The organism is Fodinicola acaciae (genome assembly GCF_010993745.1).
Classification (GTDB): domain Bacteria; phylum Actinomycetota; class Actinomycetes; order Mycobacteriales; family HKI-0501; genus Fodinicola; species Fodinicola acaciae.
Map to the genome: position 1 here is coordinate 556,649 of NZ_WOTN01000002.1, position 25,860 is coordinate 582,508.

The window sequence follows — 25,860 nt, forward strand, 5'->3', positions numbered from 1 at the left end:
GTAAAACGGACGAGTCGCCGGGACGATAGCGGCATCTCGATCACTGGACAACTGGCCGGAAGGCCAGCCAGACTCGCCTCGCGACGACCGGACCGCGGAGGCGACCAAGTGGCATCTCGACGAAACCTGGCCGCGGTGGTGGCCGCCGTGCTCATCGCCGGCCTGCTCGTGCCGGCGCCGGCCGCCGCGGCGGCACTGTGGCGGTTTGCCGGCGACAGCCTGCGCACCGACCTGGCCGGCGAGAAGTTCTACTTCGTGATGCCGGACCGGTTTGCCAACGGCGACACCGGAAACGACACGGCCGGCGTGGCAGGCGACCGCACGGTCAACGGCTTCGACCCGACCGACAAGGGCTGGTATCACGGCGGTGACCTGGCCGGCCTGACCAGGCGGATCGACTACGTCAAAGACCTTGGCACCACGGCGATCTGGATGACGCCGATGTTCCGGAACAGGTGGGTGCAGGGGGAAGGGGCCGGTCAGTCGGCCGGCTATCACGGCTACTGGACCACCGACTTCACCCAGCTCGACCCGCATTTCGGGACCACGGCCGACATGACGGCGTTCATCGCGGCGGCACACGCTCGCGGCATGAAGGTTTTCTTCGACATCGTCGCAAACCACACCGCCGACGTCATCGACTACGCGCAGCACCAGTATTCGTATCGCGACAAGGCGAGCTTTCCGTACAAGGACGCCAATGGCCGGCCGTTCGACGACCGCGACTACGTCAACAAGCCGTTTCCGAAGCTGACCGCGAGCTCGTTTCCGTACACGCCGGTCTTCCGGCAGCCGTCGGACGCGACCGTCAAGGTGCCGGCCTGGCTCAACGACGTGACGCTCTACCACAACCGCGGCGACTCGACCTTCCAGGGCGAGAGCAGCCAGTATGGCGACTTCGCCGGACTGGACGACCTGTTCACCGAGAATCCGGTGGTACGCGCCGGGATGATCCGGATTTTCGAGCTGTGGATCGACAGGCTGAAGATCGACGGCTATCGGGTCGACACGGTCAAACACGTCAACACCGAGTTCTGGCAGGTGCTCGCGCCGGCGGTGAAGGCGTACGCGGCCAAGCGCGGACGGCCGCATTTCTTCGTCTTCGGCGAGGTTTTCGACGCCAATCCCGATCTGACGTCGTACTACACGACGACCGCGAAACTGCAGGCGGTGTTGGACTTTCCGTTCCAGGCCTCGGCACGCGGCTTCGCCGCCGGCGCTCCGGCCGCGCAGATGGCGGCACTTTTCGGCAGCGACGACAAATACATCGACGCCGACTCCAACGCGTACTCGCTGCCGACCTTCCTCGGCAATCACGACATGGGCCGGATCGGCTGGATGCTGCGTACGGACGTGCCGGCGGCCAACGACGCGGAAATCCTGGCGCGCGACCAGCTGGCGCACGCGCTTCTGTATTTCTCGCGCGGAAACCCGGTCGTCTACTACGGCGACGAGCAGGGTTTTGCCGGCACTGGTGGCGATCAGCTGGCGCGGCAGGACATGTTCGCCACCCGTACGGCCATCTACGCCGCCGACGACCTGATCGGCACCGACCGCACGACGACGACCGACTCCTACCGGCCGGACCATCCGCTTTACACGACGATCCGCAGGCTCGCGGACACGACCGCGCGGAATGCGGCTTTGCGTGTCGGTGCGCAGATTCCGCGGCTCGCGGACGGGTCGGTGTTGGCGTTCAGCCGGATCGATCCGAAGCGTCAGATCGAGTACGTTGTGGTGCTGAACAACGGAAAGACGGACCGGACGGTCGCTGTGCCGACGTATTCGGTCGGCATGCGGTTCGATCGGATTTATCCGGGTGCCGGGTCGTCGACCAGTGGCGCCGATCGCGGTTTGGTCGTACGCGTCCCGGCGCTGTCTGCCGTTGTCTACAAGGCATCGCGCGCGATCGACCGGCCTGCCGCGGCCCCGGCCGTACGCGTCGACGCGCCGACTGTGGACGCGAGCTCCGGCCGGCTGACGCTGTCGGCCGCGGTGCCCGGCGACGGCTTCAACGAGGTGACTTTTCTCGTTGCGCCAGAAGGGAAACCGCTCGCGGTCGCCGGGACCGACGACAACGCGCCGTACCGCGTCTATCTCGACCCGACCCGCTGGCGGCACGGACAACGGCTCACCGTCGTGGCGGTCGTGAAGGACTCAGCCGGCCGGGTCGCGGCCGACTCGCGTTCGTTCCCGATCTCTTAGCGCGCCGCCGTTCCTCCACGGTCAGCCAGATCGCGAACGCCAACGCGAGCACGACGGCTGCGACGAGCAGCCGGCTGGCGTCGCGGAAGGTGTCGACCGTGGGGCTGCCGCCCCGTTCCAGCGCCACGACAAGGGCGGCCGTGCCGACCGAGCCGCCCACCCGCTGCAGGATGTTGGCTTCCGACGTTGCCTCGGGCAGCTGGTCGACCGGCACCGTCTTGTACGCCGCGGACAGTGCCGGCATCGCGGACAGGCCCAGCCCGAAGCCGGTGCCGACCTGCAGCGCCTCCACCAGGACCAGGCTCACGCCGGCCGGAGCGAACGCGAGCGGGAGCACGGTGACGAGGCTGACCGCGAGGCCCGCGACGCTGACGATCCCGCCGCCGATCCGGTCGGTGAGCGCTCCACCGAACGGCATGGACAGGGCCGCGCCGCTGCCGACGGCAAGCATGAGCAGGCCGGTCTGGACGACGCTCTCGTGTCGGATCAGCTGGTAGTAGAGCGGCAGCAGGACCATGGTGCCCAGCAGCGCGGCGCCGGTGAAGAAGACCGACGCGATCGCCGCGGTGTAGGCCGGATTGCCGAAAAGGCGCAGGTTGAGCACGGGTACGGGGACCCGCAGGCTCCGCCACACGAACAGGGCCAGCGCCACGACACCGACGGCTCCCAACGCCAGGGTGAAGGTCACGTCACCGCGGTGCTGGCCGGTCGCCGTGATGCCGTAGACGACCAGCGGTACGCCGATCGCCGCCAGCGCGAGGCCGGTCACGTCGAGCGGCCGGCCGGCGGCCGGGGCGCCACGCGGCACCAGGCGCAGGCCGAACAGCAGGGCGACCAGCCCGACCGGCGCGTTGACCAGGAACAGCGACCGCCAGGTCACGCCGCTGACCAGCAGGCCGCCGACCGCCGGCCCGATGACCGGCGCGAGCACGGACACGACCTTGGTCGAGTTGAGCACGCGGCCCATCCGGTCGGCGCCGGCGAGCTGTCCGATGATCGTGTGGCCGGTGGGTACGAGCATCGCGCCGGCCAGGCCCTGCAGCAGCCGCAGGGCGATGAGCACGGCGATCGTTGGCGCTAAAGCACACAAAACCGACGACACGGTGAACGCGGCGAGCGCGTACAACCACAGGCGGCCCGCGCCCATCCGCCGGCCGAGCCAGGCGGTGAGCGGCAGCGCGGCGGCGAACGCGACCAGATAACCGCTCGCCAGCCACTGTGTCGTCGCGAGCGGCGCCGCCAGGTCCCGGCTGATGGTCGTCAACCCGACGTTGACCAGCGACGACCCGAGGTTGGACATGAACGAGCCGAGGATGATCACCGCCGCCACCCGCCACACCGCCGCCGGCACTCTGGTCACGGTGGTCATGGCCGGCTCCTTCAAAATAATGGGGGATTCCCATCGTGGGATAGCCCCATTATGGGAGTACGCTGGTGCCGTGGCAAGAAGCGAGCGTCCGGGCGTCCTGCTGAACAAGCCGCTGTTCGCGATCTCCCGGCTCGGCCGGGTGGTGCGGGACGGCATCAAGGAGGCCTTCGACCGGGAAAAGCTGTCCTGGCGGGGCTACATCGTGCTGGAATGCCTCGCCGGCCATGGCCCGATGGCGCAGCGGGAGCTGTCCGACCTGATCGCGATGGATCCCAGCGACCTGGTCAAGCTCCTCGACGAGCTGGAGCGAGCTGGCGAGGTGCGACGCGACGCCGATCCCGCGGATCGCCGCCGGCGGTTGCTGTCCCTCGCGCCGGGCGGCGCCCGGGCGCTGGAGCGCGGCGAGCGCGTCGTGGAGCGGGCGACCGCGGAGATCCTGGGGCGCCTCGACGCCCAGGAGCGGGCCTCGTTGCACCGGTTGGCGTTGCGCGCGCTTGGCGCGGAGAAACCGGCAAAGGTGGATATTTAGCCAGCCGTGTGACCATGTCCACCCGCCGGTGAGGTGTGGTGGGGCCGGTGGCGTGAGTCAATGGTTGTCATGGCTCTTTCCGTGCCGCCCGCCGCGGTTACCCGGGAGTTCACCTCGCTTTACGTCGAGCACGACCGGGCCGAGTGGCGCGCGCTGGCCGAGTCCGAGCCGCTGCCGCTGACCCTCACCGAGATCGAGCGGCTGCGCGGTCTGGGCGACCACCTCGACCTGGACGAGGTCGCGACGGTCTACCTGCCGCTGTCCCGGCTGCTGAGCATGTACGTGGCCAACACGCAGCGGCTCTGGGACGCGCAACGGCGCTTCCTCAACTCGGCGGAGCCGAAGGTGCCGTTCGTGATCGCGGTCGCCGGCTCGGTCGCGGTCGGCAAGTCGACCACGGCCAGGCTCCTGCAGGCGTTGCTGTCCCGCTGGCCGGACCATCCGCGCGTGGAGTTGGTCACCACCGACGGCTTCCTGCATCCCAACGCCACGCTCATCGCGCGCAACCTGCTGCACCGCAAGGGTTTCCCGGAGGCGTACGACCGGCGCGCGCTGGTGCGCTTCCTGGCCGAGGTGAAGGCCGGTCGGTCCGAGGTCAACGCGCCGGTCTACTCGCACCTCACCTACGACATCGTGCCGGGACAGGTGCAGAAAGTGCGCCAGCCGGACATCCTCATCCTGGAGGGCCTCAACGTCCTGCAGCACGGCAGCGACATCACCGGCCGGCCGCCGAAGGTCTTCCTGAGCGACTTCTTCGACTTCTCCGTGTACGTGGACGCGGCCGAGCACGACGTGAAGTCGTGGTACGTGAACCGGTTCCTCAAGCTGCGCGAGACCGCCTTCCGCGACCCCAGCTCGTACTTTCGCCGCTATGCCGAGCTGTCCCGCGACCAGGCGGTCGCCACCGCGGAGTCGCTGTGGGACCAGATCAACGGCCCCAACCTGCGGCAGAACATCGCGCCGTCGCGTTCGCGCGCGCGGCTCGTACTCACCAAAGGCGCCGACCACACCGTCCGCCGCATCCGCCTCCGCCGGCTGTAGGAGAGCGTCCGGGTGCGCCCGGACACTCTCCGGGACCTGTTTTGACCCCCCGGAGAGCGGCCAGGTATCGTTGACGGTCGTTGCGTGGTGTGCTGGCCTTGGCGTGCCCCGCTGGCAGCAGCCGGCGGTGGGCGTGCGGCGGCAAGCCACACAGCCGCTTGGCAGCCCGCCGGCGGATTTCGGAGTCCAGAGACGAGAGCAAGGTAGGCCTGTGCGTACGTACAGCCCGAAGCCGGGTGACGTGAAGCGTCAGTGGCTGGTCATCGACGCCACCGACGTGGTGCTGGGACGGCTCGCCACCCAGGTTGCCCAGTTGCTGCGGGGCAAGCACAAGGCGGTCTTCGCGCCGCACGCGGACACCGGCGATTTCGTGATCGTGGTGAACGCCGACAAGATCGCGCTGACCGGTGCCAAGCGCGAGCAGAAGGTGGCCTACCGGCACTCCGGCTATCCCGGTGGCCTCAAGCGCACGCCGTACGCGGAGCTGCTGGAGCAGCGTCCGGAGAAGGCGGTCGAGCTGGCCGTCCGCGGCATGCTGCCGAAGAACACCCTCGGCCGCCAGCAGCTGCGCAAGCTCAAGGTCTACGCCGGCCCGGAGCACCCGCACCAGGCCCAGCAGCCGGTCGATTTCCAGATCACCCAGGTCGCGCAGTAGACCTGTCCAGGAGTCAAGGAGAAGTCACAGCGTGACCACCCCCACAGTCGCCGGAGCCCCGGTGCAGACCGTCGGTCGCCGCAAGGAGGCCATCGTCCGGGTCCGGCTCGTTCCGGGCACCGGCACGTTCTCGCTCAACGGCAAGACCCTTGAGGCGTACTTCCCGAACAAGGTCCACCAGCAGCTGGTCAGCGAGCCGTTCGTGACGCTCGAGCGCACCGAGCAGTACGACGTCATCGCCCGGCTGGCCGGTGGCGGCGTCTCCGGCCAGGCCGGCGCGCTCCGGCTGGCGATCGCTCGCGCGCTCGTCGAGCTGGACGCCGACGACCGTCCGGCGCTCAAGCGGGCCGGCTTCCTCACCCGTGACGCGCGGGTGAAGGAGCGGAAGAAGTACGGCCTGAAGAAGGCCCGCAAGGCGCCGCAGTACTCCAAGCGGTAGGAAAGTGATCCGGGCCCGGACGGGCCCGAAGCCTCTGCCGGTCCGCACCGTACGGTCGGACCGGCATCGGCGGTTTCGGCCGACCTTGCCGGCCGTGGATCACTCTCCCCTGACGACCTGCAACGATGCTGGTGCGAGGTGGGGAACTTATGGCGCGACTTTTCGGCACCGACGGCCTGCGTGGGCTGGCGAACGGTGATCTGACTCCAGAGCTGGCGACCGCGGTGTCGGTCGCCACCGCCCACGTACTGGCAACGGCGGCGGCCGGTCCGCGTCCGGTCGCGGTGGTCGGCCGCGACCCGCGAGCCTCCGGCGAGATGCTGGAGGCGGCGGTCTGCGCCGGCATCAGCGCGGCCGGCACCGACGTGCTCCGCGTCGGAGTGTTGCCGACGCCGGCCATCGCGCACCTGGTGGCCGACACCGACGCCGACTTCGGCATCGTCGTGTCCGCCAGCCACAACCCGATGCCGGACAACGGCATCAAGGTCTTCGCACGCGGCGGCGCCAAGCTGGCCGACGAGATCGAGGACGAGATCCAGACCGCGCTGGAGGAGAACGCCTCGCGCGAGTGGACCCGGCCGGTCGGCTCCGGCATCGGCCGGATCCGCGACCTGCCGGACGGGCGCGACCGCTACCTGGCCTACCTGGCCGCCGCCGTACCGAACCGGCTGGACGGCCTGAAGGTCGTCGTCGACTGCGCGCACGGCGCCTCGGCCGGCATCGCGCCGCGGCTGTACGAACAGGCCGGCGCCGAGGTGATCGCGATCGGCAACGAGCCGGACGGCCTGAACATCAACGACGGTGTCGGTGCCACTCACCTCGCGCCGCTGCGTAAGGCGGTCGTCGAGCACGGCGCCGACGTGGGCATCGCGCACGACGGCGACGCCGACCGCTGCCTGGCGGTCGCCGCCGACGGCAGCCCGGTGGACGGCGACGCGATCATGGCGATCCTGGCGGTCGCGATGAAGGAGGCCGGCATGCTCGCCGGCGACACGCTGGTCGCCACCGTGATGAGCAACCTCGGCCTGCACCTGGCGATGCGCGAGCACGACATCGACGTGCTGACCACGGCCGTCGGCGACCGGTACGTGCTGGAGGCGCTGCGCGACAAGGGCCTCTCGCTCGGCGGTGAGCAGAGCGGTCACGTCGTGCTGCCGGCGTACGCGCCGACCGGCGACGGTCTGCTGACCGCGGTGATGCTGCTGGCCAGGATGGCCGCCACCAAGCAGTCGCTGGCCGAGCTCGCCGCGGTGATGACCCGGCTGCCGCAGGAGCTGGTCAACGTGGCGGTGAAGGACAAGGCCGCCGCGGCCGCGTCGCCGGACGTGGCGGCCGCCGTACACGCCGCCGAGGACGAGCTCGGGGGCCGCGGCCGCGTGCTGCTGCGGCCGTCCGGCACCGAGCGGCTGATCCGGGTGATGGTCGAGGCGGCGACCGCCGGCCAGGCCAAGACGCTGGCTGACCGGATCGCCGACGTGGTCAAGACCGCGAGCTAGGGTCTGTTTCGAGTCCCACGCGGCGATAGCCGAGCCGCTGTCACATCTTTCTCGGGCCGCCTGCCGGCACCGGCCGAAAAGCCACCATAGCGCTGCTGTTTGGGCTTCCGTCCGGCACCGGCAGGCGACGTTTGGATCTCGACTCTCATCCACGTGGGACTTCGAAACAGACCCTAGATGATCTATTCCAAGGGTTGCACCCGCCGGGTCGTCAGGAGGGCGTGTGTTGTTTCGCGTACGTCAAGTGCGTGACAGTCCCATGATCAACTCGGACAGGCCGTGGCTTCCCGGCAGGTGGCGAGACGAACCAGTATGTGGGACCGATAAGGACCTGTAACGCTAAATGCCCGTCTTGCGGTGTTCATGGTTGGCGCGAAGGCCGATTTACTAGCGCTGGACGCAAGAAAAACGGCCTTCACTCCCACCTGACCGCCGCTCGCTGTGACTGGTGCGACTGTTGAGGCGGGCAATGCTGTTGTGACTCATGTGGGTTGGTTTGTTCGTTGCCCCTGGTTCGAGCTTTCCTCGACCGCGACGGCGTCCAACTATCGGGCACCAAGTCAGGAACGCAAGCTACCCCAGCCCTTGGAATAGATCATCTAGGTGTGAGCAGGACGATCGGGATCACCCGGTCGGTCTTCTGCGCGTACTCCTCATAGAGCGGGAAGATGCGCGCCATCTGAGTCCAGAGCGGCTCGCGCTCGGCCGGCGACGCGATCCGAGCGCGTGCGGTGAACCGGCGTGGGCCGACCTGTACGCCGACGCTCGGCTCGGCCAGCAGATTCTTCAACCACTCCGGATCCTGGTCGGCGCCGCCCTTGGAAGCGACGACCACGAAGTCGTCGCCGGAGGTGCCGTAGATCAGGCAGGTCCGTCGCGGCTGCCCGGTTCGGCGGCCGGTGGTGGCGAGAACGAGGGTGTAGACGCCGTTGGACTCGTGTCCGTCGGTGCCCCCGGAGGCCAGATATCTCCGCGTCTGGTCGGCGACCCAGTCCCACTGCGAGTCGGTGGCGCGGTCGAGGTCATCGGCGACAGCCATCGCGGCGATCCTTTCCTGTCGCGCGGCCACGACGGCCGCTGGTGCCCCTGGGACGGAGCCGGCATCGCGTTCGCGACATCGCCAGGGCCGGAGAAAACAGCCGGCTCGGCGATGTCGAGAATGTAGCCGTGGCTTCGTCCCAGGGACATCAGCGGCCACGGTGGCCGTGAGACGGAGGAGACGACGATGAAATACCTGCTGCTCAAGCACTATCGCGGCGGTCCGACCCCGGCTGTCGACTATCCGCCGATGGACCGGTGGACCCCGGAGGAGGTCGACGCGCACCTCCAGTTCATGCGCGACTTCGCGGCGCGGCTGGAGGAGACCGGCGAGTTCGTCGAGACCCAAGCGCTGCTGACCGAAGGCGCGTTCGTACGCTCTGGCGGCCCCGGCCAGCCGCCGGTGACCGACGGCCCGTTCGCCGAGACCAAGGACCTCATCGCCGGCTGGTACGTCATCGACGTGGAGTCGTGGGACCGCGCGGTCGAGCTGGCCGGCGAGCTGTCCGCCGCGCCAGGCCCCGGCGGGAAGCCGATCTGCGAATGGCTGGAGGTCCGGCCGTTCTTCGCCGCCGCGCCGGCCGAGTGAACACCTTGTGAACGAGGCACTGCTGCGCCAGCTCGTACCAGCGGTGATCGGTGTCCTGGTCCGGCGCGGAGCGGACTTCGCGTCGGCCGAGGACGCCGTGCAGGAGGCGCTGATCCGCGCGTTGGACAGCTGGCCGCAGGACCCGCCGCGCGACCCGAAGGGGTGGCTGGTGGCGGCCGCGTGGCGCAAGTTTCTGGATGCCACCCGTGCCGAGACCTCGCGGCGCGGACGCGAGCTCGCCGTGGAGCTCGAACCTCCGGCCGGTCCGGTGCCGGCCGACGACGACACGCTGCGGCTGTATTTCCTCTGCGCGCATCCCACCCTGCCGCAGGGTTCCGCGGTCGCCTTGACGCTGCGCGCGGTCGGTGGCCTGACCACGCGGCAGATCGCGGCGGCCTATCTCGTGCCGGAGGCGACCATGGCGCAGCGGATCAGCCGCGCCAAACGGCGGATCGCCGGGGCGTCCTTCGACCAGCCCGGTGATCTCGCGACCGTGTTGCGCGTGCTCTACCTGGTCTTCAACGAGGGCTACGGCGGACACGTCGATCTGGCGGCCGAGGCGATCCGGCTGACCCGCCAGCTCGTCGCCCTGACCGCCGAGCCGGAGGTCTCCGGACTGCTCGCGCTCATGCTGCTGCACCACGCCCGCCGCGCGTCTCGTACGGGTCCGGGCGGTCGGCTGGTGCCGCTCGCCGAGCAGGACCGGACGCGCTGGGACACCGGCCTGATCACCGAAGGCGTGGCGATCCTGCAGGCTGCGCTCGCCCGCGACCGGCTCGGCGAATACCAGGCGCAGGCCGCCATCGCCGCCTTGCACGCCGACGCGCAGACCGCCGCGGAGACCGACTGGGCGCAGATCGTGGAGTGGTACGACGAGCTGCTCCTGCTCACCGGCAGTCCGGTGGTGCGGCTCAACCGCGCGGTCGCGGTCGGCGAGGCCCAGGGGCCGCGGGCCGGTCTGGCGGCGCTCGCCGACGTGAGCCCCGACCTGCCCCGCTATGCGGCGGTGACGGCGTACCTGTGCGAGCGCTCCGGTGACCTGGAGCGCGCCGCCGACCTGTACGCCGAGGCCGCTCGCGCGGCCACCAGCGTGCCGGAGCGGGACCACCTGACCCGAGAGGCGGCGCGGGTGAGGCAGCTGTTGCGCCGCTGAAGGAGGCGTCTCCTCCTCGCGGAGGAGACACGGACCGTTCCAGCGGATCGCGCGTACGGCCTGGTCAGGCTGCGATGATCCGATCATGACTACGGCAATTCGGATCCGCGGCCTGACCAAACGGTTCGGTCAGCTGTACGCGGTCGCCGGCATCGACCTGGACGTCCCCGCCGGCAGTTTCTTCGGCCTGGTCGGCCCCAACGGCGCCGGCAAGACCACCACGCTGTCGATGGCGACCGGCCTGCTGGTGCCCGACGCCGGCACCGTGACGATCCACGGCGCGGACGTCTGGTCCGAGCCGGTCGAGGCGAAGCGGCGGATCGGCGTGCTGCCGGAGGGGTTGCGGCTGTTCGAGCGGCTGACCGGCGCCGAGATGCTGGCCTACACCGGACGGCTTCGGGGGCTGCCCGGTGACGAGGTGGACCGCCGCGCGGCCGAGCTGCTCAAGGTGCTCGACCTGTCGGCGGCGGCCGGCAAGCTGGTCGCCGACTATTCGACCGGCATGCGCAAGAAGATCACCCTGGCCGCCGCGATGCTGCACAGTCCGCAGGTGTTGTTGCTGGACGAGCCGATGGAGGCGGTCGACCCGGTGTCGGCGCGGGTGATCGCCGACGTGCTGCGCCGCTACACCGCCGGCGGCGGCACGGTCGTCCTGTCCAGTCACGTCATGGCGCTGGTCGAGCAGCTGTGCGACACGGTCGCGGTGATGGCCGGTGGCCGGATCGCGGCTGCCGGCACGGTGGCGGACGTACGCGCCGGTCACCAGCATCTGGAGGACGCGTTCCTGCACCTGGTCGGTGCGCGCGGATCGAGTGAGGGAGAGCTGGCGTGGCTGCGGTCTTCCTCCAGCTGAAGCTGGCGCTGCTGCGTAACCGGTTCCGGCAGCGATCCGGAGCGGTCGTGCAGCTGGTCGTCAGCACCGTGGTGGTGCTGTTCTTCGGCACCGCGATCGTGATGGCGTTGCTGGCGACCCGGTTCGCCGGCCAGGACGCGACGGACGTGCTCGTCGTCCTGCAGGTGCTGCAGGCGCTCGGCTGGGCCGTCAGCCCGCTGTTGGCCTTTGGTGTGGACGAGACGCTGGACCCGACGCGGTTCGCGCTGCTGCCGCTGACCCCGCGGACGCTCGTACGCGGCCTGTTCGTGGCCGCGCTGGTCGGCGTGCTGCCGGTCGGCAACCTGCTGGCTCTGCTCGGCGGAGCCGTGGCGGTCGCGGACCCGTGGTGGACGCTGGTGGTCGCCGTGCCGGCGGCGCTGCTGCAGCTGGTGCTGTGTGTGGTGCTCGCCCGTGCGGTCGCCGCCGGCATGTCCGGTCTGCTGCGCAGCCGCCGCGGCCGCGACCTGGCCGTACTCGTCGGCGCGGTGGCCATCCTGCTGCCGCAGGTGCTCAACGTGGCGGTCAACGGGCTCGTACGCGGTCGCCTCGATCCGTTCGCTGCCTTGGCGACGATGGCGGCGCCGCTGCGCTGGCTGCCGCCAGGAGCGCTGGCGCATGCCGCGTCGGACGCGGCGAATGGCCAGTGGATCCCGCTGATCCTCGACTTCCTGCTCGGCGTCGTGACGATCGCGCTGCTGGCGTGGTGGTGGCGCGTGGCGCTGAGCCGGTCGCTGGTCCGGCCGGACCGGTCGATGGAGCGCGTGGAGCGTGCCGGTGTGGTGGCCGGTCTGGTGCAGCGGCTGCTGCCCGGACTGCCCGGCCTGGTCGCCGCGCGCGACCTGCGGCTGACCGGCCGCGACCCGATGCGACGGATGTCCTGGCTGGTGTCGCTGGTGGTCGGCGTCATCGTCCCGCTGGTGCCGCTGGCCAGCGGAAACGGACCGCTCGGCGGCGCGTACGCGGCCTGGCTGCTGGTGCTCATGTGCGGCCTGCAGGCGGCCAACCAGTTTGGCTTCGACGGCTCGGGTCTGTGGCAGCACATCGTCGCATTCGGCAGCCGCCAGCAGGCTCGCGCGGAGGTCCTCGGCCACGTGATGGCCGTCGTACTGCCGAGCCTGCCGCTCGTGCTCGTCGCGTCGGTGGTGTTTCCCCTGGTCGCCGGGCAGCCGGCGCTGGTGCCGGCGGCGGTCGGCCTGATGCTGGCGCTGTTCGGCGGCGCGCTCGCCGGCGGCTCCCTGACCAGTGCGTGGCAGCCATACGGTGTGCCGCAGTCGCGTACCAGTGCCTTCGCGTCGACCGTGCCGGGACAGGGCGGCCGCGCGCTGGTGGCGATGCTCGGCACCGCGGTGGTCGCCGGCATCACCATCCTGCCGGTCGCGATCCTGCTGGCGCTGGGACTGACCTGGGTCGGCCTGGTCGTCGGCGCGGTCTGCGGAGTGGCGGCGGTGGTCGTCGGCGTACGACTTGCCGGTGACCGGTTCGCCAGCCACGCCACGTCGATCCTGGCCACCGTCTCCGCCGGCGATCGCGTCTGACCGGACCCTGTCGGCTCTACGCGGTGATGGTGGCGCTGGCGACCGGCACCTGGAAGGCGCGGCACCAGACCAGCACGGTCACCGGTGTCGTCACGGTCGTACCGGCCGGCACCTGGTAGTTCTGGTTGCCGGAGCTGGCCTTCAGGCCGCCGAGGTCGGCGCTCTGGCCGGGGCTGCGCTTGTGCGCTCCTGGCACCAGGTGGATCCGGAAGTCGGGGCCCTGCTCGATGGTGAAGTTCTCGAAGCGCACCACGTACGAGCCACCGGCCGTACGGATGACGCGTGCGGTGCCGCTGGCCTTGTGGCCGATGCCGCTCAGCGCCGCGCGCCCGACCTCGGTGGCGGCCGGCCGTGCCGGCGCCGACGGCGAGCCGGATCCGGCCGGACCTGGCGTCTGCGAGGCGGCGGCCGTGGTGTCCGGCGCCTCCTCGTTGATCGAGGTGACGATGAACGCCGGCGCGACGCCGTACGCGGTGGCCACCACCACCGGCAGCCAGAAGCCGCCGAAGGCCAGCCAGCCCGGCGCCTTGAGCAGCCGGCTGACCCCGCCGATCAGCGCGCCGACGACCACCGCGCCGGCCATGAACAGCCAGACCAGCGGGTTGGTCACGGCGCCGAGCACGACCTGCGGCTTGACCAGCGTGATGATCCCCATGACCAGGCCGATCACGACACCGGGGACGACGAGGCCCAAGAGGAACGCTTTCAGCCAGTTGGTCTTCTTCTTCGGCGGCGTGCCGCCTGGTGGTGGACCGAAGCCCGGCGCCGGCGGCACACCAGGCACCGGCGGTCCGCCGAACGGACCCGACTGCTGCGGAGGGTGCGACATGCCTCCAGTCTCTCGGTCAAGCGCAACTGGCCGAAAGCTGGTAATGCTTATGGTTTGCTAACGCTCGATCGATCTCGCCTGGACATATGTCACTCGGCGCGGACCGGCCGGACGGTGACCGTACGGTGGTGGCTACCCTCGGTCGGCATGTGCGGCATTGTGGGGTACGTCGGTCAGCAGCGCTCGCTGGATGTGGTCCTTGAGGGCCTCCGGCGGCTGGAGTACCGCGGCTATGACTCGGCCGGCATCGCGGTCGTCGCGGACGGCCGGCTGGCCACCGAGAAGAAGGCCGGCAAGCTGGCCAACCTGACCGAGGCGGTCAGCGCGCACACCGCCGACAACGGCATCGCGCGGGGGCGCACCGGCATCGGCCACACCCGCTGGGCCACGCACGGCGCGCCAAACGACCGCAACGCACATCCGCACACGTCGGTGGATGGCAAGCTCGCGGTCATCCACAACGGCATCATCGAGAACTTCGCGCACCTGCGCACCGAGTTGGAGGCGGCCGGCATCGAGCTGGCCTCCGACACCGACACCGAGTGCGCCGCACATCTGCTGGCCCAGGCGTACGAGACGCTCGGCCACCTGCCGGTCGAGTCGACCGGCCAGCGGCCGGGCCGGCTGGCCGAGGCGATGCGTACGGTCTGCGGCCGGCTGGAAGGCGCGTTCACGCTGCTCGCCGTGCATGCCGACGCTCCCGGCGTGGTTGTCGGCGCGCGCCGCAACTCGCCGCTGGTGGCCGGCCGCGGCGACGGCGAGAACTTCCTGGCCTCCGACGTGGCCGCGTTCATCGAGCACACCCGCGAAGCCATCGAGCTCGGCCAGGACCAGGTCATCGAGATCACCGCTTCGTCGCTCGTGGTGACCGGCTTCGACGGCACGCCCGTGACGCCGAAGGAGTTCCACGTCGACTGGGACGCCTCGGCCGCCGAGAAGGGTGGCTACGACTACTTCATGCTCAAGGAGATCGCCGAGCAGCCGCAGGCGGTCGCCGACACGCTGCGCGGCCGGCTGACCGACCATGGCGACCTGACGCTGGACGAGGTGCGGCTCACCGACCAGGACCTGCGCGACATCGACAAGATCTTCGTGATCGCCTGCGGTACGGCGTATCACGCGGGCCTGGTCGCAAAGTATGCGATCGAGCACTGGACGCGGATCCCGGTCGAGGTCGAGCTGGCCAGCGAGTTCCGCTATCGCGACCCGGTGCTCGACCGGTCGACGCTGGTCATCGCGATCTCGCAGTCCGGCGAGACGATGGACACGCTGATGGCGCTGCGGCACGCCAAGGAGCAGAAGGCCCGCGTGCTGGCCGTCAGCAACACCAACGGCTCCACCATTCCGCGCGAGTCCGACGCGGTGCTCTACACCCACGCCGGTCCGGAGATCGCGGTCGCCTCGACGAAGGCCTTCCTGACGCAGGTCGTCGCGGTCTATCTGGTCGGCCTGCTGCTGGCGCAGGTGCGCGGCATCAAGTACGCCGACGAGGTCGCCGCGGTCGTGCAGGAAGTGCAGCGGATGCCGGAGAAGATCTCCGAGGTGCTCGGCACCATGGAGCCCGTACGAGCGCTGGCTCGCGACCTGGCCTCGGCGCAGCAGGTGCTGTTCCTCGGCCGTCACGTCGGCTATCCGGTGGCGCTGGAGGGTGCGCTGAAGCTCAAGGAGCTCGCGTACATGCACGCCGAGGGCTTCGCCGCCGGCGAGCTGAAACACGGCCCGATCTCGCTGATCGAGGCCGGTACGCCGGTCGTCGTGACCGTGCCGTCGCCGCGCGGTCGCGGCATCCTGCACGACAAGATCGTGTCGAACATCCAGGAAGTGCGCGCGCGCGGCGCTCGTACGATCGTCATCGCCGAGGAAGGCGACGACGCGGTCGTGCCGTACGCCGACCACATGATCCGCGTGCCACACACACCGACCCTGCTCGCTCCGCTGGTGACGACCGTGCCGCTGCAGGTGCTGGCATGCGAGATCGCCGCCGCGCGCGGCAACGACGTCGACCAGCCGCGCAACCTGGCCAAGTCCGTCACCGTCGAATAGCTGTTGGTCGCATGGCCACCATGCGTGCGTCCAACTTGAGTTTTCCCCTGTTTGGCTCTGGCGGTCTTTGGGGCTGTGTCTGTTTTGCGGTCGGTGCCGGAGTGCCGCAGTCGCATGGCAGGTCCTGAGTCGGGTCGTGATCGCGTGAGCTGACGCGCCGCGCCGCCCCGATCCAGGCGCTCGTCAGGAGTCTTTGTGAACATCCAGCGGCGGGCTAGGGTCGGTGCACGCCCGGACATTGAGCCCAGCCCGGCGAGCAGTCACAACAGCATTCACGCCTCCGATAAACCTCACAAGGCAGACATTTAACGTTACACGCGCCTGTGGATCCCATGTAGTGGGCCTTTTCGCCACCCGGGATCCTCACGTTGCCAGCCGTCGGGCGTCCAGTGGCGCGCAACCAAGTCACCAACCCAGATGTTAAAACTCAAGTCCAACCATGGTGGCCATGCGACCGCAGAGCGGCCGTCAGGTTTGCCGGGGCGATGTTGCGGCCGGAGACGATCGCGACCGTACGCCCGTGCGCCGCGACCTTGCCGGCCAACACCGCCGCCACCGCCACGGCGCCGGCGCCTTCGGCGACGTAGCCGCGCTGGAACAGCAGATGTCGCAGGCCGGCGACCAACTCGTCCTCGGTCACGGTGACCAGGTCGGACACCAGCCGGCCGATGACGTCGACGGTCACCGACCCCGGCTCGATGTTGCCGGCCAGGCCGTCGGCGAGCGTCGCACCGACCGGCACCGGCACCTGGTGACCGGCGGCGACGGCGGCGGAGATCGCGGTGGAGACGGCCGCCTCGACGCCGACGACGCGTACGTCCGGTCGCGTCGAGGCCCACAGCGCCAGACCTGACGCGAGGCCGCCGCCGCCGACACCGCAGACGACCGTGAGCGGCCCCGGCAGCTGCGCGTCGAGCTCGAAGCCGATGGTCGACTGACCGGCGATGACATACGGATCGTTGTACGGCGAGATGTAGTAAGCGTCGAGCCCGACCGCGTAGGCCTCTGCCTCGTCGACGCTCGTCCCGACCTGCACCAGGTCGACGCCGAAGTCGCGCAGCCGCTCGACCTTGGCTGCCGACGCGTTCTCCGGCAGCACCACGGTGACCGCGCGGTCGAGCATCCGTGCCGCGTACGCGATGCCGAGCGCGTGGTTGCCGGCCGAGGCCGCGACGACCCGCGCGCCAGCCGGCGCGTGTGCCAGGGCGTTCAGCGCGCCGCGCACCTTGAACGAGCCGGTCGGCTGCAGACTTTCCAGTTTCAGCACGACATCCGGCGCCACGTCGACCGGGGTCGGCGGCAACGAGACGGCCTGCCGGGCGGCGACGGCGTCCTCGGCGGTCGGGATCCTGACTTCGCGTACGGCCACACCGGCAGCCTACGTAGCCGATTCGTGCCACCTCCGCGGCGGGCCGTACGCGACGGCCGCGGCGGCCGCGAAGCTGGTCAGCGGACACCATCAGAGAGGACGCGGCAATGCACCAGTCAACGGCCGGAAAATGGGTCATCGGCATCCTCGCCGGCGTGCTGATCGGCATCGCCGCATTGCTGACCCTCGGCTATCTCGGCCTGCAGGTCGGCATCGTCGGCCTGCTCCTGGGAACGATGTTCGCGATCGTGCCGGTGCCACTGATCATGCTGGCCGCCAGCTGGCTGTCACGATTCCAGCCGCAGCCGTGGACCGCACGCGTTTTCGCCTTTGCCTGGGGTGCCTCGGTGGCGATCGTCGGCAGCCTGCTGCTTGAAGTCGCCGGATCGTTGCCGACCGGCGGAAATCCGCTGATCGGCGCGGTGGTGAACGCGCCGCTGGCCGAGGAAAGCTGCAAAGGCGTCGCGATCCTGTTGCTGTTCGCGCTGAGCCGCGCACGGGGAATCCTGCCGAACGCGGCGAAATACTTCACCGGACCGGTCGACGGCCTCGCGTACGCGATGTTCGTCGGCGCCGGTTTCGCCTTCAGCGAGAACATCCAGTATCTCGGCCGCGCGTACGCCGAAGGCCAGATGGCACACGCCGGACTTCTGTCGCTGCTGCTCACGTTTTTCTTCCGGTGCGTGCTCTCGCCGTTCGCGCATCCGCTGTTCACCTCGGTGACCGGTCTGGCCGTCGGCCTCGCCGCTCGGCCCAACCAGCACCTGGCGGTGCGGGTGCTCGCGCCGGCCGGCGGCTGGGGCGTCGCGGTCTTCGGGCACGGCACGTTCAACGCGGTGGTGACCGTGCTTTTCGGTGGCAGCCTGGACAAACTCGCGATCGGCTATCTCGTCGTGCTGGTGCCGATGTTCCTGGTCGGCCTCGGCGTCGCGGTGCTCGCACGATCGCTGCAGTTTCGCGCGGTGCCGAGCGGACTGGCGATCTACGTCCCCGGTGGCTGGATCAGCCGCGCGGAGGTCGGCATGCTGGCGACGCTGCGCGGCCGCGCGTACGCTCGACGGACCGCACGCCAGCTCGGCGGCTCGGCCGGCGCGGCGGCCGACCGCGAGCTGCAGTTTGCCGCCACCCGGCTCGGGCTGCTGCGCGACGCCGCCAACCGCGGCCTGCCCGTGCCGGCGACTTTCGCGGCGGAGGAACGCGAACTGCTCGCCGTCATCGGCCGTCAGCGCCGGGTGCTGGCGAGCTTCCGCCATGGCTTCGGCGCACCGGTCCTGCGCCCGGCGTTTCGTTGAGATAGTGCAACACGGCGAGGACGCGTCGGTTGTCGTCGGCAGTCGGTGCCAGGCCGAGTTTGTCAAACACAGCACCGATATGTTTGGCTATCGCGACGTCGCTGACGCGCAGGTCGCGCGCGATGGCGGCATTCGTACGGCCGGCGGCCACCCGCCGCAACACCTGCAGCTCGCGTGCCGTCAGCGCGGTGGTTTTCCGTTGCCGAGCAAGCAGTCTGCGGACGACCTCGGGGTCGATGACGACACCGCCCGCGGCGATACGTGCGACCGCGTCGACGAAATCCGTCACGTCGGCGATGCGATCCTTGAGCAGATAGCCGATCGCCGACGAATGCCGTTCGACCAGCTCCGCCGCGTACGTCAGGCCGACGTACTGGCTCAGCACCAGGATCGGCATTTCCCCGTGGCGCCGCCGAATGTCGAGCGCCGCCCGCAGGCCTTCGTCGCCGTGGTCCGGCGGCATGCGTACGTCGGTGATCACCAGATCCGGCGGTTGCGCGTCGACCGCGGCGATCAGCTCCTCGGCGGTGCCGACGGCCGCGACGACGTCGTGACCGCACTGCCGCAGCAGCGCGACCAGACCTTCGCGCAGCAGCAAGGAATCCTCGGCGATGACGATCCTCATCAGGCCGGGATTTCCAGTCGTACGACTGTCGGGCCGCCCGGTGGACTGGTGACGCGCAGCCGTCCGCCGACCGCCTCGGCGCGGTCCGCGAGTCCCTGCAGGCCCGATCCTGCCGGGTCGGCGCCTCCGCCGCCGTCGTCGCGAATTTCCATTGTCAGCAAGCCTTTGTGATACGTGCCGGTGACCGCGATCCGGTCGGCACCGCTGTGTTTCACCGCGTTGGCAACGGCTTCGGTGACGGTGAAATAGGCCGCCGATTCGATGGCCGCGGAAAACCTGGTGGTGACGGCGACATCCAGATCGACCGGCGTCTGGCCGGCCAGCTCGACCAGAGCGGCGGCCAGCCCGCGGTCGGTGAGTACGCGCGGATGGATGCCTTGAACGAGCGCTCGCAGCTCCTCGATCGTCTGTTTTGCCTGCCGGTGTGCGGCATCCACGGCCGCGACCGTCTCGCCGGACACCGGTTCGCGGTCCAGACGTACGCGGATCATCCCCAGTCGTACGGACAAAGCCAGCAGCCGCTGCTGGGCACCGTCGTGAAGGTCGCGCTCGATCCGCCGCCGCTCGGCCTCGAAACCGTCGACCAGCCGAGCGCGCGACCGGGTGAGCGCGGCGACCGGATCAGGACCCGACGGCAGGATTTTCCTTGTCACGTAAGCACGCAGACCGGCGGCGAGCGGCAGGACGTACGCACTGGCGAGCAGCCCGACGACCCCGACCGGCGGTGTCAGCCAGATCCAGCCGCCGAGCGCTCGGCCGGTCGAGGTGTCGAACGGTGCGAAGGCGACCAGCAATGGCCCGCTCAACGCGGCGAAAGTCGGCAGCAGGGTGATCGCGAGCGCGCAGATGTCGAACAGCCAGCCGGCGGTGGCGGTCAGCGCGGCGACTGCCAGCTCGCGCCAGGTCGCCGTCTCGGTCAACCGCCGGCGAAGCCAGCCCAGTGGCGTGCCGGCCGCCGGCAGATGCGGATCTCCGGGCACTGCGAATCCAAGCAGTGCCACTCGCCGCCTTTCGACCGCCGCGACCGGAAGGCCGGCCAGACAAAGGCAAACCAGCAACGCGAGACCGATGACGAATGGCGTGAGAAGGACTCCGAGGCCGCCGAACATCGCCAGCGCGAGCAGCGTGCTCACGCCGACCAGCGCGCCGCCGGCCAGATAACCGGCGGCACGCCACGGCCACGACGATCTCAGCAGCCGCCACGGCGACAGGCGTACGGCGTCCCACACGTTCACCGCACCGACATTACGGCTTGTTTTCCGCCGCGCCATACAGCTTTCTATACCGTCCTCGGGCCGCCAGCCATATTCTTCCCGGCGGTCGGTCCGGCGAGGCTGAGCCGGTGAAGAAGGCGACCAGGAAAACCAAGCAGACGCTGGACATCCTGCACATCGGCGGCTCGATCGGCTGGCTCGGTTGCGGGTTCGCTCAGCTCACCATCAACTTCGTGGCCCTGTGGGCCGAAGACAACGGCCTGCGCCACGCGGCGCACGAGATCGCGCACGTCCTGGACCGCTGGCCGTTGACCGCGATGTCGGTGCTGGCGCTGGTGACCGGTGTGTTGCTCGGCCTCAAAACCAAGTGGGGCCTGGTCCAGTACTGGTGGGTCGCGGTCAAACTCGCGCTGACCGTGCTGTTGTTCGTCGGTGTGCCGGTGGTCGTCGGCGGCTGGATCCTGGACGCCGTCGACCGTACGCGCCTCGGCGATCCGCTCGCGGACCCGGTCTATCTGACCGACCGGGCCGCGCTGATGGCCAGCTCGGTGACCATTGTCGCGGCCCTGTCGGTCATGCTCTTCCTGTCGGTCGTCAAACCGTGGAAACGTACGCCGTGGTCCCGACGGCCGGCGAGAGTCGCTGACACCGCGCCGCGTCATCGCGTAACGTACGCAGACGACTACCGCTGACCACGGGGGTGACAGTGCCGAGCCCGCACAACGAGTTCACCGGTCCGGTGGAGTCGGTCGTCAACGCACAGCAGGTCGGAGCGATCAATTTCCACTTCGGCGACCGGGTGTTGACACCGAGCGCGGTCACGCATCCGCCGGCCGATTTCACCGACCGGACCGATGTGTTGGGGCTGTTGAACGGCATCGCCGATCCGGCGAGCCTGGCGATGCCGCGGGTGGTCGTGATCACCGGACCGCGCGGCGTGGGTGTGAGCGCGCTGATCTATCGCTGGGTCGCCGAGAACGCGCACCGTTTTCCCGGCGGCAACCTGCAGTTCGACTTCCAGGGCGAGGTCACCGGCGGGTCGGACATCGGCACCGCGGCTGAAGTTTTCCTCTCCAGCCTTGGTGTCGTGGACTGGGCCATGCCGGCCTCGACGGCCGCGCGGATCCGGCACTATCGCACGCTGACCAGCCAGGCACCGATCCTGGTCGTGCTGGAAGGCGTGACCGAGCCGGCGCAGGTGCGCGCCCTGGTGCCGAACGCCGCCGGCAGCGTCGTGCTGGTGGCCGCCGCCGTACGCGACGAAAGCGCGTTGGAGGAGCTGACGATCGACAGCGGCGCGCAGGTCGTACGGCTGCGTCCGCTGTCCAACGAACACAGCCACCTTTTGTTGTCGAGGCTGGTCGGGAACGAGCCGTACGAGCAGGACCGGCTGGCCGCCGACCAGATTGTCCAGGCCTGCCACGGAATGCCGATCGCCCTGCGCGCGGTGGCCGGCATCTGCCGCAGCAGGCAGTGGTCGCTCGCCGAGGTGGCAGCGGCCTTGTACGACGACAGCCGGCTGGCCGCCGTACGCCAGGCCGAGGCCGACGTGACGGCGGTTTTCGACGTGGCGTTCGCGAACCTGCCGGCCGGTGCCAGGGATCTGGCGGTCGCGGTCGGGCAGATCCCCGGCGCCGACTTCGCCGTGGAAACGGCGGCCGTTGCCGTGGATGTCTCGAACGAGACGGCGACTCGTGCGCTGAGCCGGCTGCGCGAGGCCGGGTTGCTGTACGAAAACGCCGGCCGGTTCTATCTGCACGACGAGTTTCGCGCTTACCTGCGCGGAAAAGGCACGGACGGCGTGCTGCGCCGCGTGCTCGACCGGCAGATGGCGATCGTCGCGTACGCGGACGATGCGATCACGCACCAGGACCGGCTGCGCGGCTTTGACCTGAGGCGGTATCTGGATCGCCTGCCGGATCCCTTCGATGGCACGAAAAACCGTGCCGCGGCCGCCTCGCGGTGGCTGCGCGACGAGCACCTCAACCTGCTGCAGACCGAGCGGGAGATCAGTGACCGCGGCTGGCATCGCGAGGTCGCCGAGTTCGCCGTGATGATGGGCGGCTTCAACTACAACGTCCGTAGCCTCACCGCGTTCGAGGAGTGGACGACGCTCGGCATCGCCTCGGCGCGCCAGATCGGCGCGGCCGAGATCGAGGCACGGCTGCTGATGATGCGGTCGTCGGTGCATCACGACCGGCGCGACCTCGACCGGATGCGTGCCGACGTCGAGAAAGCCCTGGACATCGCGCGGCGCCTGGAAAAGCCCGACCTGCTCGGCTCGGCGCTGGAGTATGTCGGCAGGTACGTGCAGCAGACCGGTGACCTGACGACAGCCGGAGCGGCCTTTCGCGACTCGATCAGCTGGTGGCAGCGCGAAGGCCACGAGCGCGGTGAGGGGATCGCGCACTATCGGTACGGCGTGCTGCTGACCGAGGCAGGCGACCTGCCGGGCGCGCTCAAGGAGCTGCGGACGGCGATCACCATGCTGACCGGGATAAAAGACCAGCGGATGGCCGGACGCGCGCGGATCGCCTCGGGTGTCGCATCCGCGAAATCCGGCGATCTTTGGCAAGCGCGCGCCGCGTTGCGCGAGGCGATGGAGACCTTCGACCGCCTGGACATCCCACATTATCAGGCTCAGGCAATGGAAAAACTCGCCAAGCTGGTCGAGCCGGCGGAAAGCCTGCGGCTGCTCCGGTCCGTGCAGGCGATCTATCTGCAGGCCCTGCATCCAGATGCCGACGACGTCACGAAGGAGATCGATCGGCGGACACGGACAGTGTGACCCGGCGCGCGCCGAGCCGGAGCACGATGTTTTTGCGCGTACGCGCAGCGAAACCCGCGCTTGCCAGCAGCAGCGGATCGAGGTCGGCGCCGTGGTCGTCGACCAGAAAGCCGCTGCCGTCCGCCGATCTGGCGAGGCAACCGTGGCTGGTCTGGCAGGCAGCGAACCGCAAGCCAGGATAGTCGTGCAATGCGCGTGCGATCGTACGCTCGGCGGCGCCACGCGGTTTTTCGTTGCGGTCAGCGAAGATCTCGGCGAAGTCGCGGAGGCGTCCGTCCGGTTCGTCGTGGGCGACGGCGAGGTGGCGACGCGTCTGTGGGCCGCCGAGTGGATCCCTACGAGCGTCCGGTGGATATCGCCGCAGCGCCAGCACGTCGTCGTCGATTTCGCTGAATACCTGGAAAGCGGTCGCCTGCAGCCGTTCCAGGCGTGGCCGCGGCGCGAGCAGCTGGCGGACCGGTTCGTCCGGCGGTGACAGGTCCATGATCCGATAGAACAGCCGCCGCAGGTCGGCTAAAGCGTTGCCAGGCGGGGAAAACATCCGGTCGGTGACCGACCGCAGACGGCCGGGGCGGTGACCGTCGATGGCGGCCTCGACCTGTTCACGCAGCGGGGCGTCCAGCCGGAGCCGAGGTGCGAGCATGGCGAGCTCGGCGGCGGTGGTGCCGCGTACGCTCTCCGCCGCCGGCGGCATGAGCAGCAGCGGTTTTTCCAATGCCGCGGCATAAAGCCCGACGGAGCCGTGGTCGGCGACGACCAGGTCCGCGGCGCACAGCGCGGCGTGCCAGCCGCTGTCCTGCGGGATGCGCAGCAGGCCACCGTCCTCGGCTGTGGCCAGCCGCCTGGCGATCTCCCAGGACGAGTGCGCGGCCGGAGCGTTCGGGTGCAGGATCAGCGCCACGCGATATTCGTCGGCCGGCAACACTGCCAGCAGCTGGGCCGGCAACGTGGCGCACCGGCCGAGCAGCGACTCCGGTCCCCAGGTCGAGGTCACGACGACCAGTCGCTGTCCACTGTGGACACCGAGGGATTCCTTGTACGTCTCGGCAAACCGTACGCTGCGGACCAGCTGGTCATAGCTCGGGTCACCGGCCACGACCAGGTGGCCGACGGCCTCCGGGCAGAGTTTTTCCGCCTGCGCCACCAAGGATTCGTGCGCGACGACGAGGGTGATGTCGCCACGCCTCAGCAGTTCCGGCGCCACCAGACCGGCGACGTGCCGGCCGTCGCCGGTCGAGGACGGCACGTACTTGTAGAAGCCGGCGCCGTGCGGCAACACCACCGACGGCCCGTTGACCCGCTCGAAGCGTACGTTTTCGCTGGCCGTGACGACCAGATCGAAGCGGTGACCCGCCACCTCGTCCCAGTCCAGGACCCGGTCGATCCGGCTGCGACGCAGGAAATCCGGCACCGTACCGGCAAACTCGGAGCCGTCGTCGAAGGCCCAGGTGACCGTCAACCGCTGGTCGCCACGAAAAACCTCAAGCGCGTCCCGCAACCGGGTCGTGGACGTGACCGTACGCGCGACCGCGAGGACGCTCCGGCCGTCGAGGGTGTCCCAGCGACTCACCGCTGCCGGTCACGCCCGATGTTGAGAGTGCCGACGTCGCCGGAGATGTTGGTGACGTTTTCCACGCCAGGGGCGTAATTGTTGACGATCGCGTGGTCGTGCGCGTTGATCTGCGTCTGGTATTGCGTCCAGGCGGCGCGCAACTCGGTCGCGAACCGCTGGTCCTCGGCCGCCGCGGAGTTGATCGCGTTGGCCAGATCGTTGACCTGGTCGTCGCCTGCGCCCGGCTCGAGCGCGTTGTCGAGCGGCTCGACATCGTGTCGCGCGGCGAGTTTGGCGCGTACGAGCCGGACCAGCGACGTGACGCCGCCGGTGGCCGCGGTGGCCAGGCTGCTGCCGGTCTGCGTCGCGATGGCGGTCGCCACCGCCAGGAAGATCTCGTCGATCATCTTGGCCCCGTTCCGTCAGACGGTGTCTGCCGGCTCACTCTACGCGGTGAGCGCGAAGCCGCCGTCCGAACCGATGACCTGGCCGGTGATCCAGCCGGCGTCAGGACCGACCAGAAACGAGACCAGTGCGGCCGCGTCCTCCGGCCGTCCCCAGCGGCCGAACGGCAACCGCTTGAGAGCGGCGGCGGTGATGTCCTCGGTGGCCCAGCCGGTGTCGGTCGGGCCGGGATTGACGCAGTTGACGGTGATTCCCTGTCCGACGACCGCCGCCGCGAGGCTCGGTGTCATGCCGGCGAGCGCGGCTTTGCTTGCCGCGTACGGAATCTCCAGCGGCATCGGACCGTCCTGCTGGCCGGAGGTGAACAGCACGATCCGGCCGTGGTCGCCGGTGTACCCGGCGGCGAACTCCTTGACCAGCAGGAAAGTCGCGCGCGTGTTGACGGTGTAGGCGAGGTCGACCTCGGCCGCGGTCAGCTCGGACAGCGGCGCCCACGGCGTGTTCCGCGCGTGGTTGGCGACCAGGATGTCGATGTGGCCGTACGCGTCGCGGCCGGCCCTGAGCACCGCTGCCGGCGCTTCCGGGTCGGTGAAGTCGGCATCGACGTATTCGACACGGCGACCGTGCTCGCGCAACTCGGCGGCGATCGTACGCGGATCGTCGGCGCCGCCATGCAGGTCCGCGTCGTGCCGCGTCCAGCCCTGCAACAGGAGGTCCGCGCCCTGCTCGGCGAGCCGGCGCGCGATCGCGGTGCCGATCCCGATGCGGCGGCTGACGCCGGTGACGATCGCCGTCCGGCCTGCGAGCGACATTCCGGGGT

General features: G+C 69.6%; 23 protein-coding genes. 14 read left to right on the forward strand and 9 right to left on the reverse strand.

Annotation, left to right across the window (positions count from 1 at the left end):
* Window positions 1-108 precede the first annotated feature (108 nt).
* Entirely contained in the window at window positions 109-2,205 is a 2,097-nt protein-coding gene (locus tag GNX95_RS17980; RefSeq protein ID WP_163508559.1) for an alpha-amylase family glycosyl hydrolase, read from the forward strand.
* Here the strand turns inward: GNX95_RS17980 and GNX95_RS17985 are convergent.
* Window positions 2,132-3,574: a DHA2 family efflux MFS transporter permease subunit gene (locus GNX95_RS17985; RefSeq protein ID WP_163508560.1), complete on the reverse strand. Its 1,443-nt coding sequence runs from the start codon at window positions 3,572-3,574 to the stop codon at window positions 2,132-2,134. The two genes, GNX95_RS17980 and GNX95_RS17985, sit on opposite strands and share 74 nt — an antisense overlap.
* Window positions 3,575-3,644: 70 nt before the next feature.
* Here GNX95_RS17985 and GNX95_RS17990 point away from each other — a divergent pair, with 70 nt between their 5' ends.
* The 5 genes from GNX95_RS17990 to glmM all read left to right on the forward strand — a co-directional run bounded on the left by GNX95_RS17990 (window position 3,645) and on the right by glmM (window position 7,734).
* A complete protein-coding gene (locus tag GNX95_RS17990) occupies window positions 3,645-4,103 on the forward strand; it encodes a MarR family winged helix-turn-helix transcriptional regulator (protein ID WP_163508561.1) in 459 nt (152 codons plus the stop codon).
* 69 nt (window positions 4,104-4,172) lie between these two features.
* Window positions 4,173-5,144, forward strand: a complete 972-nt coding sequence (gene coaA, locus GNX95_RS17995) for a type I pantothenate kinase (protein ID WP_163508562.1) — start codon at window positions 4,173-4,175, stop codon at window positions 5,142-5,144.
* 211 nt (window positions 5,145-5,355) lie between these two features.
* Window positions 5,356-5,799, forward strand: coding sequence for a 50S ribosomal protein L13 (rplM, locus tag GNX95_RS18000; RefSeq protein ID WP_163508563.1), 444 nt, complete (start codon window positions 5,356-5,358; stop codon window positions 5,797-5,799).
* The gene (gene rpsI, locus GNX95_RS18005; protein WP_187369690.1) at window positions 5,771-6,238 is read left to right on the forward strand and encodes a 30S ribosomal protein S9; all 468 of its coding nucleotides are present in this window, start codon (window positions 5,771-5,773) and stop codon (window positions 6,236-6,238) included. Before rplM ends, rpsI begins: the two co-directional genes overlap by 29 nt.
* Before the next feature lie 149 nt (window positions 6,239-6,387).
* Window positions 6,388-7,734 (forward strand): phosphoglucosamine mutase, encoded by a 1,347-nt coding sequence (glmM, locus tag GNX95_RS18010; protein ID WP_163508565.1) that lies wholly within the window; start codon window positions 6,388-6,390, stop codon window positions 7,732-7,734.
* Window positions 7,735-8,329: 595 nt separating this feature from the next.
* On the opposite strand, the gene GNX95_RS18015 is transcribed toward glmM, so the two are convergent.
* On the reverse strand, window positions 8,330-8,773 hold the full coding sequence (locus tag GNX95_RS18015; RefSeq protein WP_163508566.1) for a nitroreductase family deazaflavin-dependent oxidoreductase: 444 nt from the start codon (window positions 8,771-8,773) through the stop codon (window positions 8,330-8,332).
* Window positions 8,774-8,959: 186 nt separating this feature from the next.
* Here GNX95_RS18015 and GNX95_RS18020 point away from each other — a divergent pair, with 186 nt between their 5' ends.
* From GNX95_RS18020 to GNX95_RS18035, 4 genes are all read left to right on the forward strand, one after another.
* Window positions 8,960-9,361, forward strand: coding sequence for a YciI family protein (locus tag GNX95_RS18020; protein WP_163508567.1), 402 nt, complete (start codon window positions 8,960-8,962; stop codon window positions 9,359-9,361).
* A 7-nt stretch (window positions 9,362-9,368) separates the two neighbouring features.
* Complete coding sequence (locus GNX95_RS18025; protein ID WP_163508568.1) at window positions 9,369-10,514, forward strand: RNA polymerase sigma factor; 1,146 nt, start codon at window positions 9,369-9,371, stop codon at window positions 10,512-10,514.
* Window positions 10,515-10,599: 85 nt separating this feature from the next.
* Window positions 10,600-11,367: an ABC transporter ATP-binding protein gene (locus GNX95_RS18030; RefSeq protein ID WP_163508569.1), complete on the forward strand. Its 768-nt coding sequence runs from the start codon at window positions 10,600-10,602 to the stop codon at window positions 11,365-11,367.
* Window positions 11,343-12,923, forward strand: a complete 1,581-nt coding sequence (locus tag GNX95_RS18035; protein WP_163508570.1) for a hypothetical protein — start codon at window positions 11,343-11,345, stop codon at window positions 12,921-12,923. The genes GNX95_RS18030 and GNX95_RS18035 overlap by 25 nt, the downstream gene beginning before the upstream one ends.
* 16 nt (window positions 12,924-12,939) lie before the next feature.
* On the opposite strand, the gene GNX95_RS18040 is transcribed toward GNX95_RS18035, so the two are convergent.
* Window positions 12,940-13,752 carry a DM13 domain-containing protein gene (locus GNX95_RS18040; protein ID WP_163508571.1) on the reverse strand — a complete coding sequence of 271 codons (813 nt, stop codon included), beginning with the start codon at window positions 13,750-13,752 and terminating at the stop codon, window positions 12,940-12,942.
* A gap of 147 nt (window positions 13,753-13,899) precedes the next feature.
* Between GNX95_RS18040 and glmS the strand changes: the two genes are divergently transcribed.
* Entirely contained in the window at window positions 13,900-15,795 is a 1,896-nt protein-coding gene (gene glmS, locus GNX95_RS18045; RefSeq protein ID WP_163508572.1) for a glutamine--fructose-6-phosphate transaminase (isomerizing), read from the forward strand.
* A 427-nt stretch (window positions 15,796-16,222) separates the two neighbouring features.
* On the opposite strand, the gene GNX95_RS18050 is transcribed toward glmS, so the two are convergent.
* Entirely contained in the window at window positions 16,223-17,164 is a 942-nt protein-coding gene (locus GNX95_RS18050) for a threonine ammonia-lyase (RefSeq protein WP_163508573.1), read from the reverse strand.
* Between the two features lie 107 nt (window positions 17,165-17,271).
* On the opposite strand from GNX95_RS18050, the gene GNX95_RS18055 reads away from it, so the two are divergent.
* A complete protein-coding gene (locus tag GNX95_RS18055) occupies window positions 17,272-18,456 on the forward strand; it encodes a PrsW family intramembrane metalloprotease (RefSeq protein WP_163508574.1) in 1,185 nt (394 codons plus the stop codon).
* Here GNX95_RS18055 and GNX95_RS18060 read toward each other — a convergent pair.
* Together GNX95_RS18060 and GNX95_RS18065 are read right to left on the reverse strand one after the other, a co-directional pair.
* A complete protein-coding gene (locus GNX95_RS18060; protein ID WP_163508575.1) occupies window positions 18,377-19,081 on the reverse strand; it encodes a response regulator transcription factor in 705 nt (234 codons plus the stop codon). The two genes, GNX95_RS18055 and GNX95_RS18060, sit on opposite strands and share 80 nt — an antisense overlap.
* Entirely contained in the window at window positions 19,081-20,316 is a 1,236-nt protein-coding gene (locus tag GNX95_RS18065) for a sensor histidine kinase (RefSeq protein ID WP_222853733.1), read from the reverse strand. Before GNX95_RS18065 ends, GNX95_RS18060 begins: the two co-directional genes overlap by 1 nt.
* Before the next feature lie 107 nt (window positions 20,317-20,423).
* Here GNX95_RS18065 and GNX95_RS18070 point away from each other — a divergent pair, with 107 nt between their 5' ends.
* Both GNX95_RS18070 and GNX95_RS18075 read left to right on the forward strand, forming a co-directional pair.
* Window positions 20,424-20,987 (forward strand): DUF2269 family protein, encoded by a 564-nt coding sequence (locus GNX95_RS18070; protein WP_163508577.1) that lies wholly within the window; start codon window positions 20,424-20,426, stop codon window positions 20,985-20,987.
* Between the two features lie 8 nt (window positions 20,988-20,995).
* Window positions 20,996-23,083, forward strand: a complete 2,088-nt coding sequence (locus tag GNX95_RS18075) for an NB-ARC domain-containing protein (protein ID WP_163508578.1) — start codon at window positions 20,996-20,998, stop codon at window positions 23,081-23,083.
* On the opposite strand, the gene GNX95_RS18080 is transcribed toward GNX95_RS18075, so the two are convergent.
* Genes GNX95_RS18080 through GNX95_RS18090 form a run of 3 tightly spaced genes read right to left on the reverse strand, consistent with a single transcriptional unit; the run spans window position 23,046 to window position 25,852 of the window.
* Window positions 23,046-24,653: a hypothetical protein gene (locus GNX95_RS18080; RefSeq protein ID WP_163508579.1), complete on the reverse strand. Its 1,608-nt coding sequence runs from the start codon at window positions 24,651-24,653 to the stop codon at window positions 23,046-23,048. The genes GNX95_RS18075 and GNX95_RS18080 overlap by 38 nt on opposite strands.
* Window positions 24,650-25,042: a hypothetical protein gene (locus GNX95_RS18085; RefSeq protein ID WP_163508580.1), complete on the reverse strand. Its 393-nt coding sequence runs from the start codon at window positions 25,040-25,042 to the stop codon at window positions 24,650-24,652. Before GNX95_RS18085 ends, GNX95_RS18080 begins: the two co-directional genes overlap by 4 nt.
* Before the next feature lie 39 nt (window positions 25,043-25,081).
* Window positions 25,082-25,852 carry an SDR family oxidoreductase gene (locus GNX95_RS18090; protein WP_163508581.1) on the reverse strand — a complete coding sequence of 257 codons (771 nt, stop codon included), beginning with the start codon at window positions 25,850-25,852 and terminating at the stop codon, window positions 25,082-25,084.
* Between the last annotated feature and the right edge of the window lie 8 nt (window positions 25,853-25,860).

What these genes read in the sequence shown, in the direction of transcription:
- GNX95_RS17985 (WP_163508560.1), bottom strand. Translation starts at nt 3,574, where the DNA reads ATGACCACCGTGACCAGAGTGCCGGCGGCGGTGTGGCGGGTGGCGGCG.
- coaA (WP_163508562.1), top strand. Translation starts at nt 4,173, where the DNA reads ATGGCTCTTTCCGTGCCGCCCGCCGCGGTTACCCGGGAGTTCACCTCG.
- glmM (WP_163508565.1), top strand. Translation starts at nt 6,388, where the DNA reads ATGGCGCGACTTTTCGGCACCGACGGCCTGCGTGGGCTGGCGAACGGT.
- GNX95_RS18015 (WP_163508566.1), bottom strand. Translation starts at nt 8,773, where the DNA reads ATGGCTGTCGCCGATGACCTCGACCGCGCCACCGACTCGCAGTGGGAC.
- GNX95_RS18020 (WP_163508567.1), top strand. Translation starts at nt 8,960, where the DNA reads ATGAAATACCTGCTGCTCAAGCACTATCGCGGCGGTCCGACCCCGGCT.
- GNX95_RS18030 (WP_163508569.1), top strand. Translation starts at nt 10,600, where the DNA reads ATGACTACGGCAATTCGGATCCGCGGCCTGACCAAACGGTTCGGTCAG.
- GNX95_RS18040 (WP_163508571.1), bottom strand. Translation starts at nt 13,752, where the DNA reads ATGTCGCACCCTCCGCAGCAGTCGGGTCCGTTCGGCGGACCGCCGGTG.
- glmS (WP_163508572.1), top strand. Translation starts at nt 13,900, where the DNA reads ATGTGCGGCATTGTGGGGTACGTCGGTCAGCAGCGCTCGCTGGATGTG.
- GNX95_RS18055 (WP_163508574.1), top strand. Translation starts at nt 17,272, where the DNA reads ATGCACCAGTCAACGGCCGGAAAATGGGTCATCGGCATCCTCGCCGGC.
- GNX95_RS18060 (WP_163508575.1), bottom strand. Translation starts at nt 19,081, where the DNA reads ATGAGGATCGTCATCGCCGAGGATTCCTTGCTGCTGCGCGAAGGTCTG.
- GNX95_RS18085 (WP_163508580.1), bottom strand. Translation starts at nt 25,042, where the DNA reads ATGATCGACGAGATCTTCCTGGCGGTGGCGACCGCCATCGCGACGCAG.
- GNX95_RS18090 (WP_163508581.1), bottom strand. Translation starts at nt 25,852, where the DNA reads ATGTCGCTCGCAGGCCGGACGGCGATCGTCACCGGCGTCAGCCGCCGC.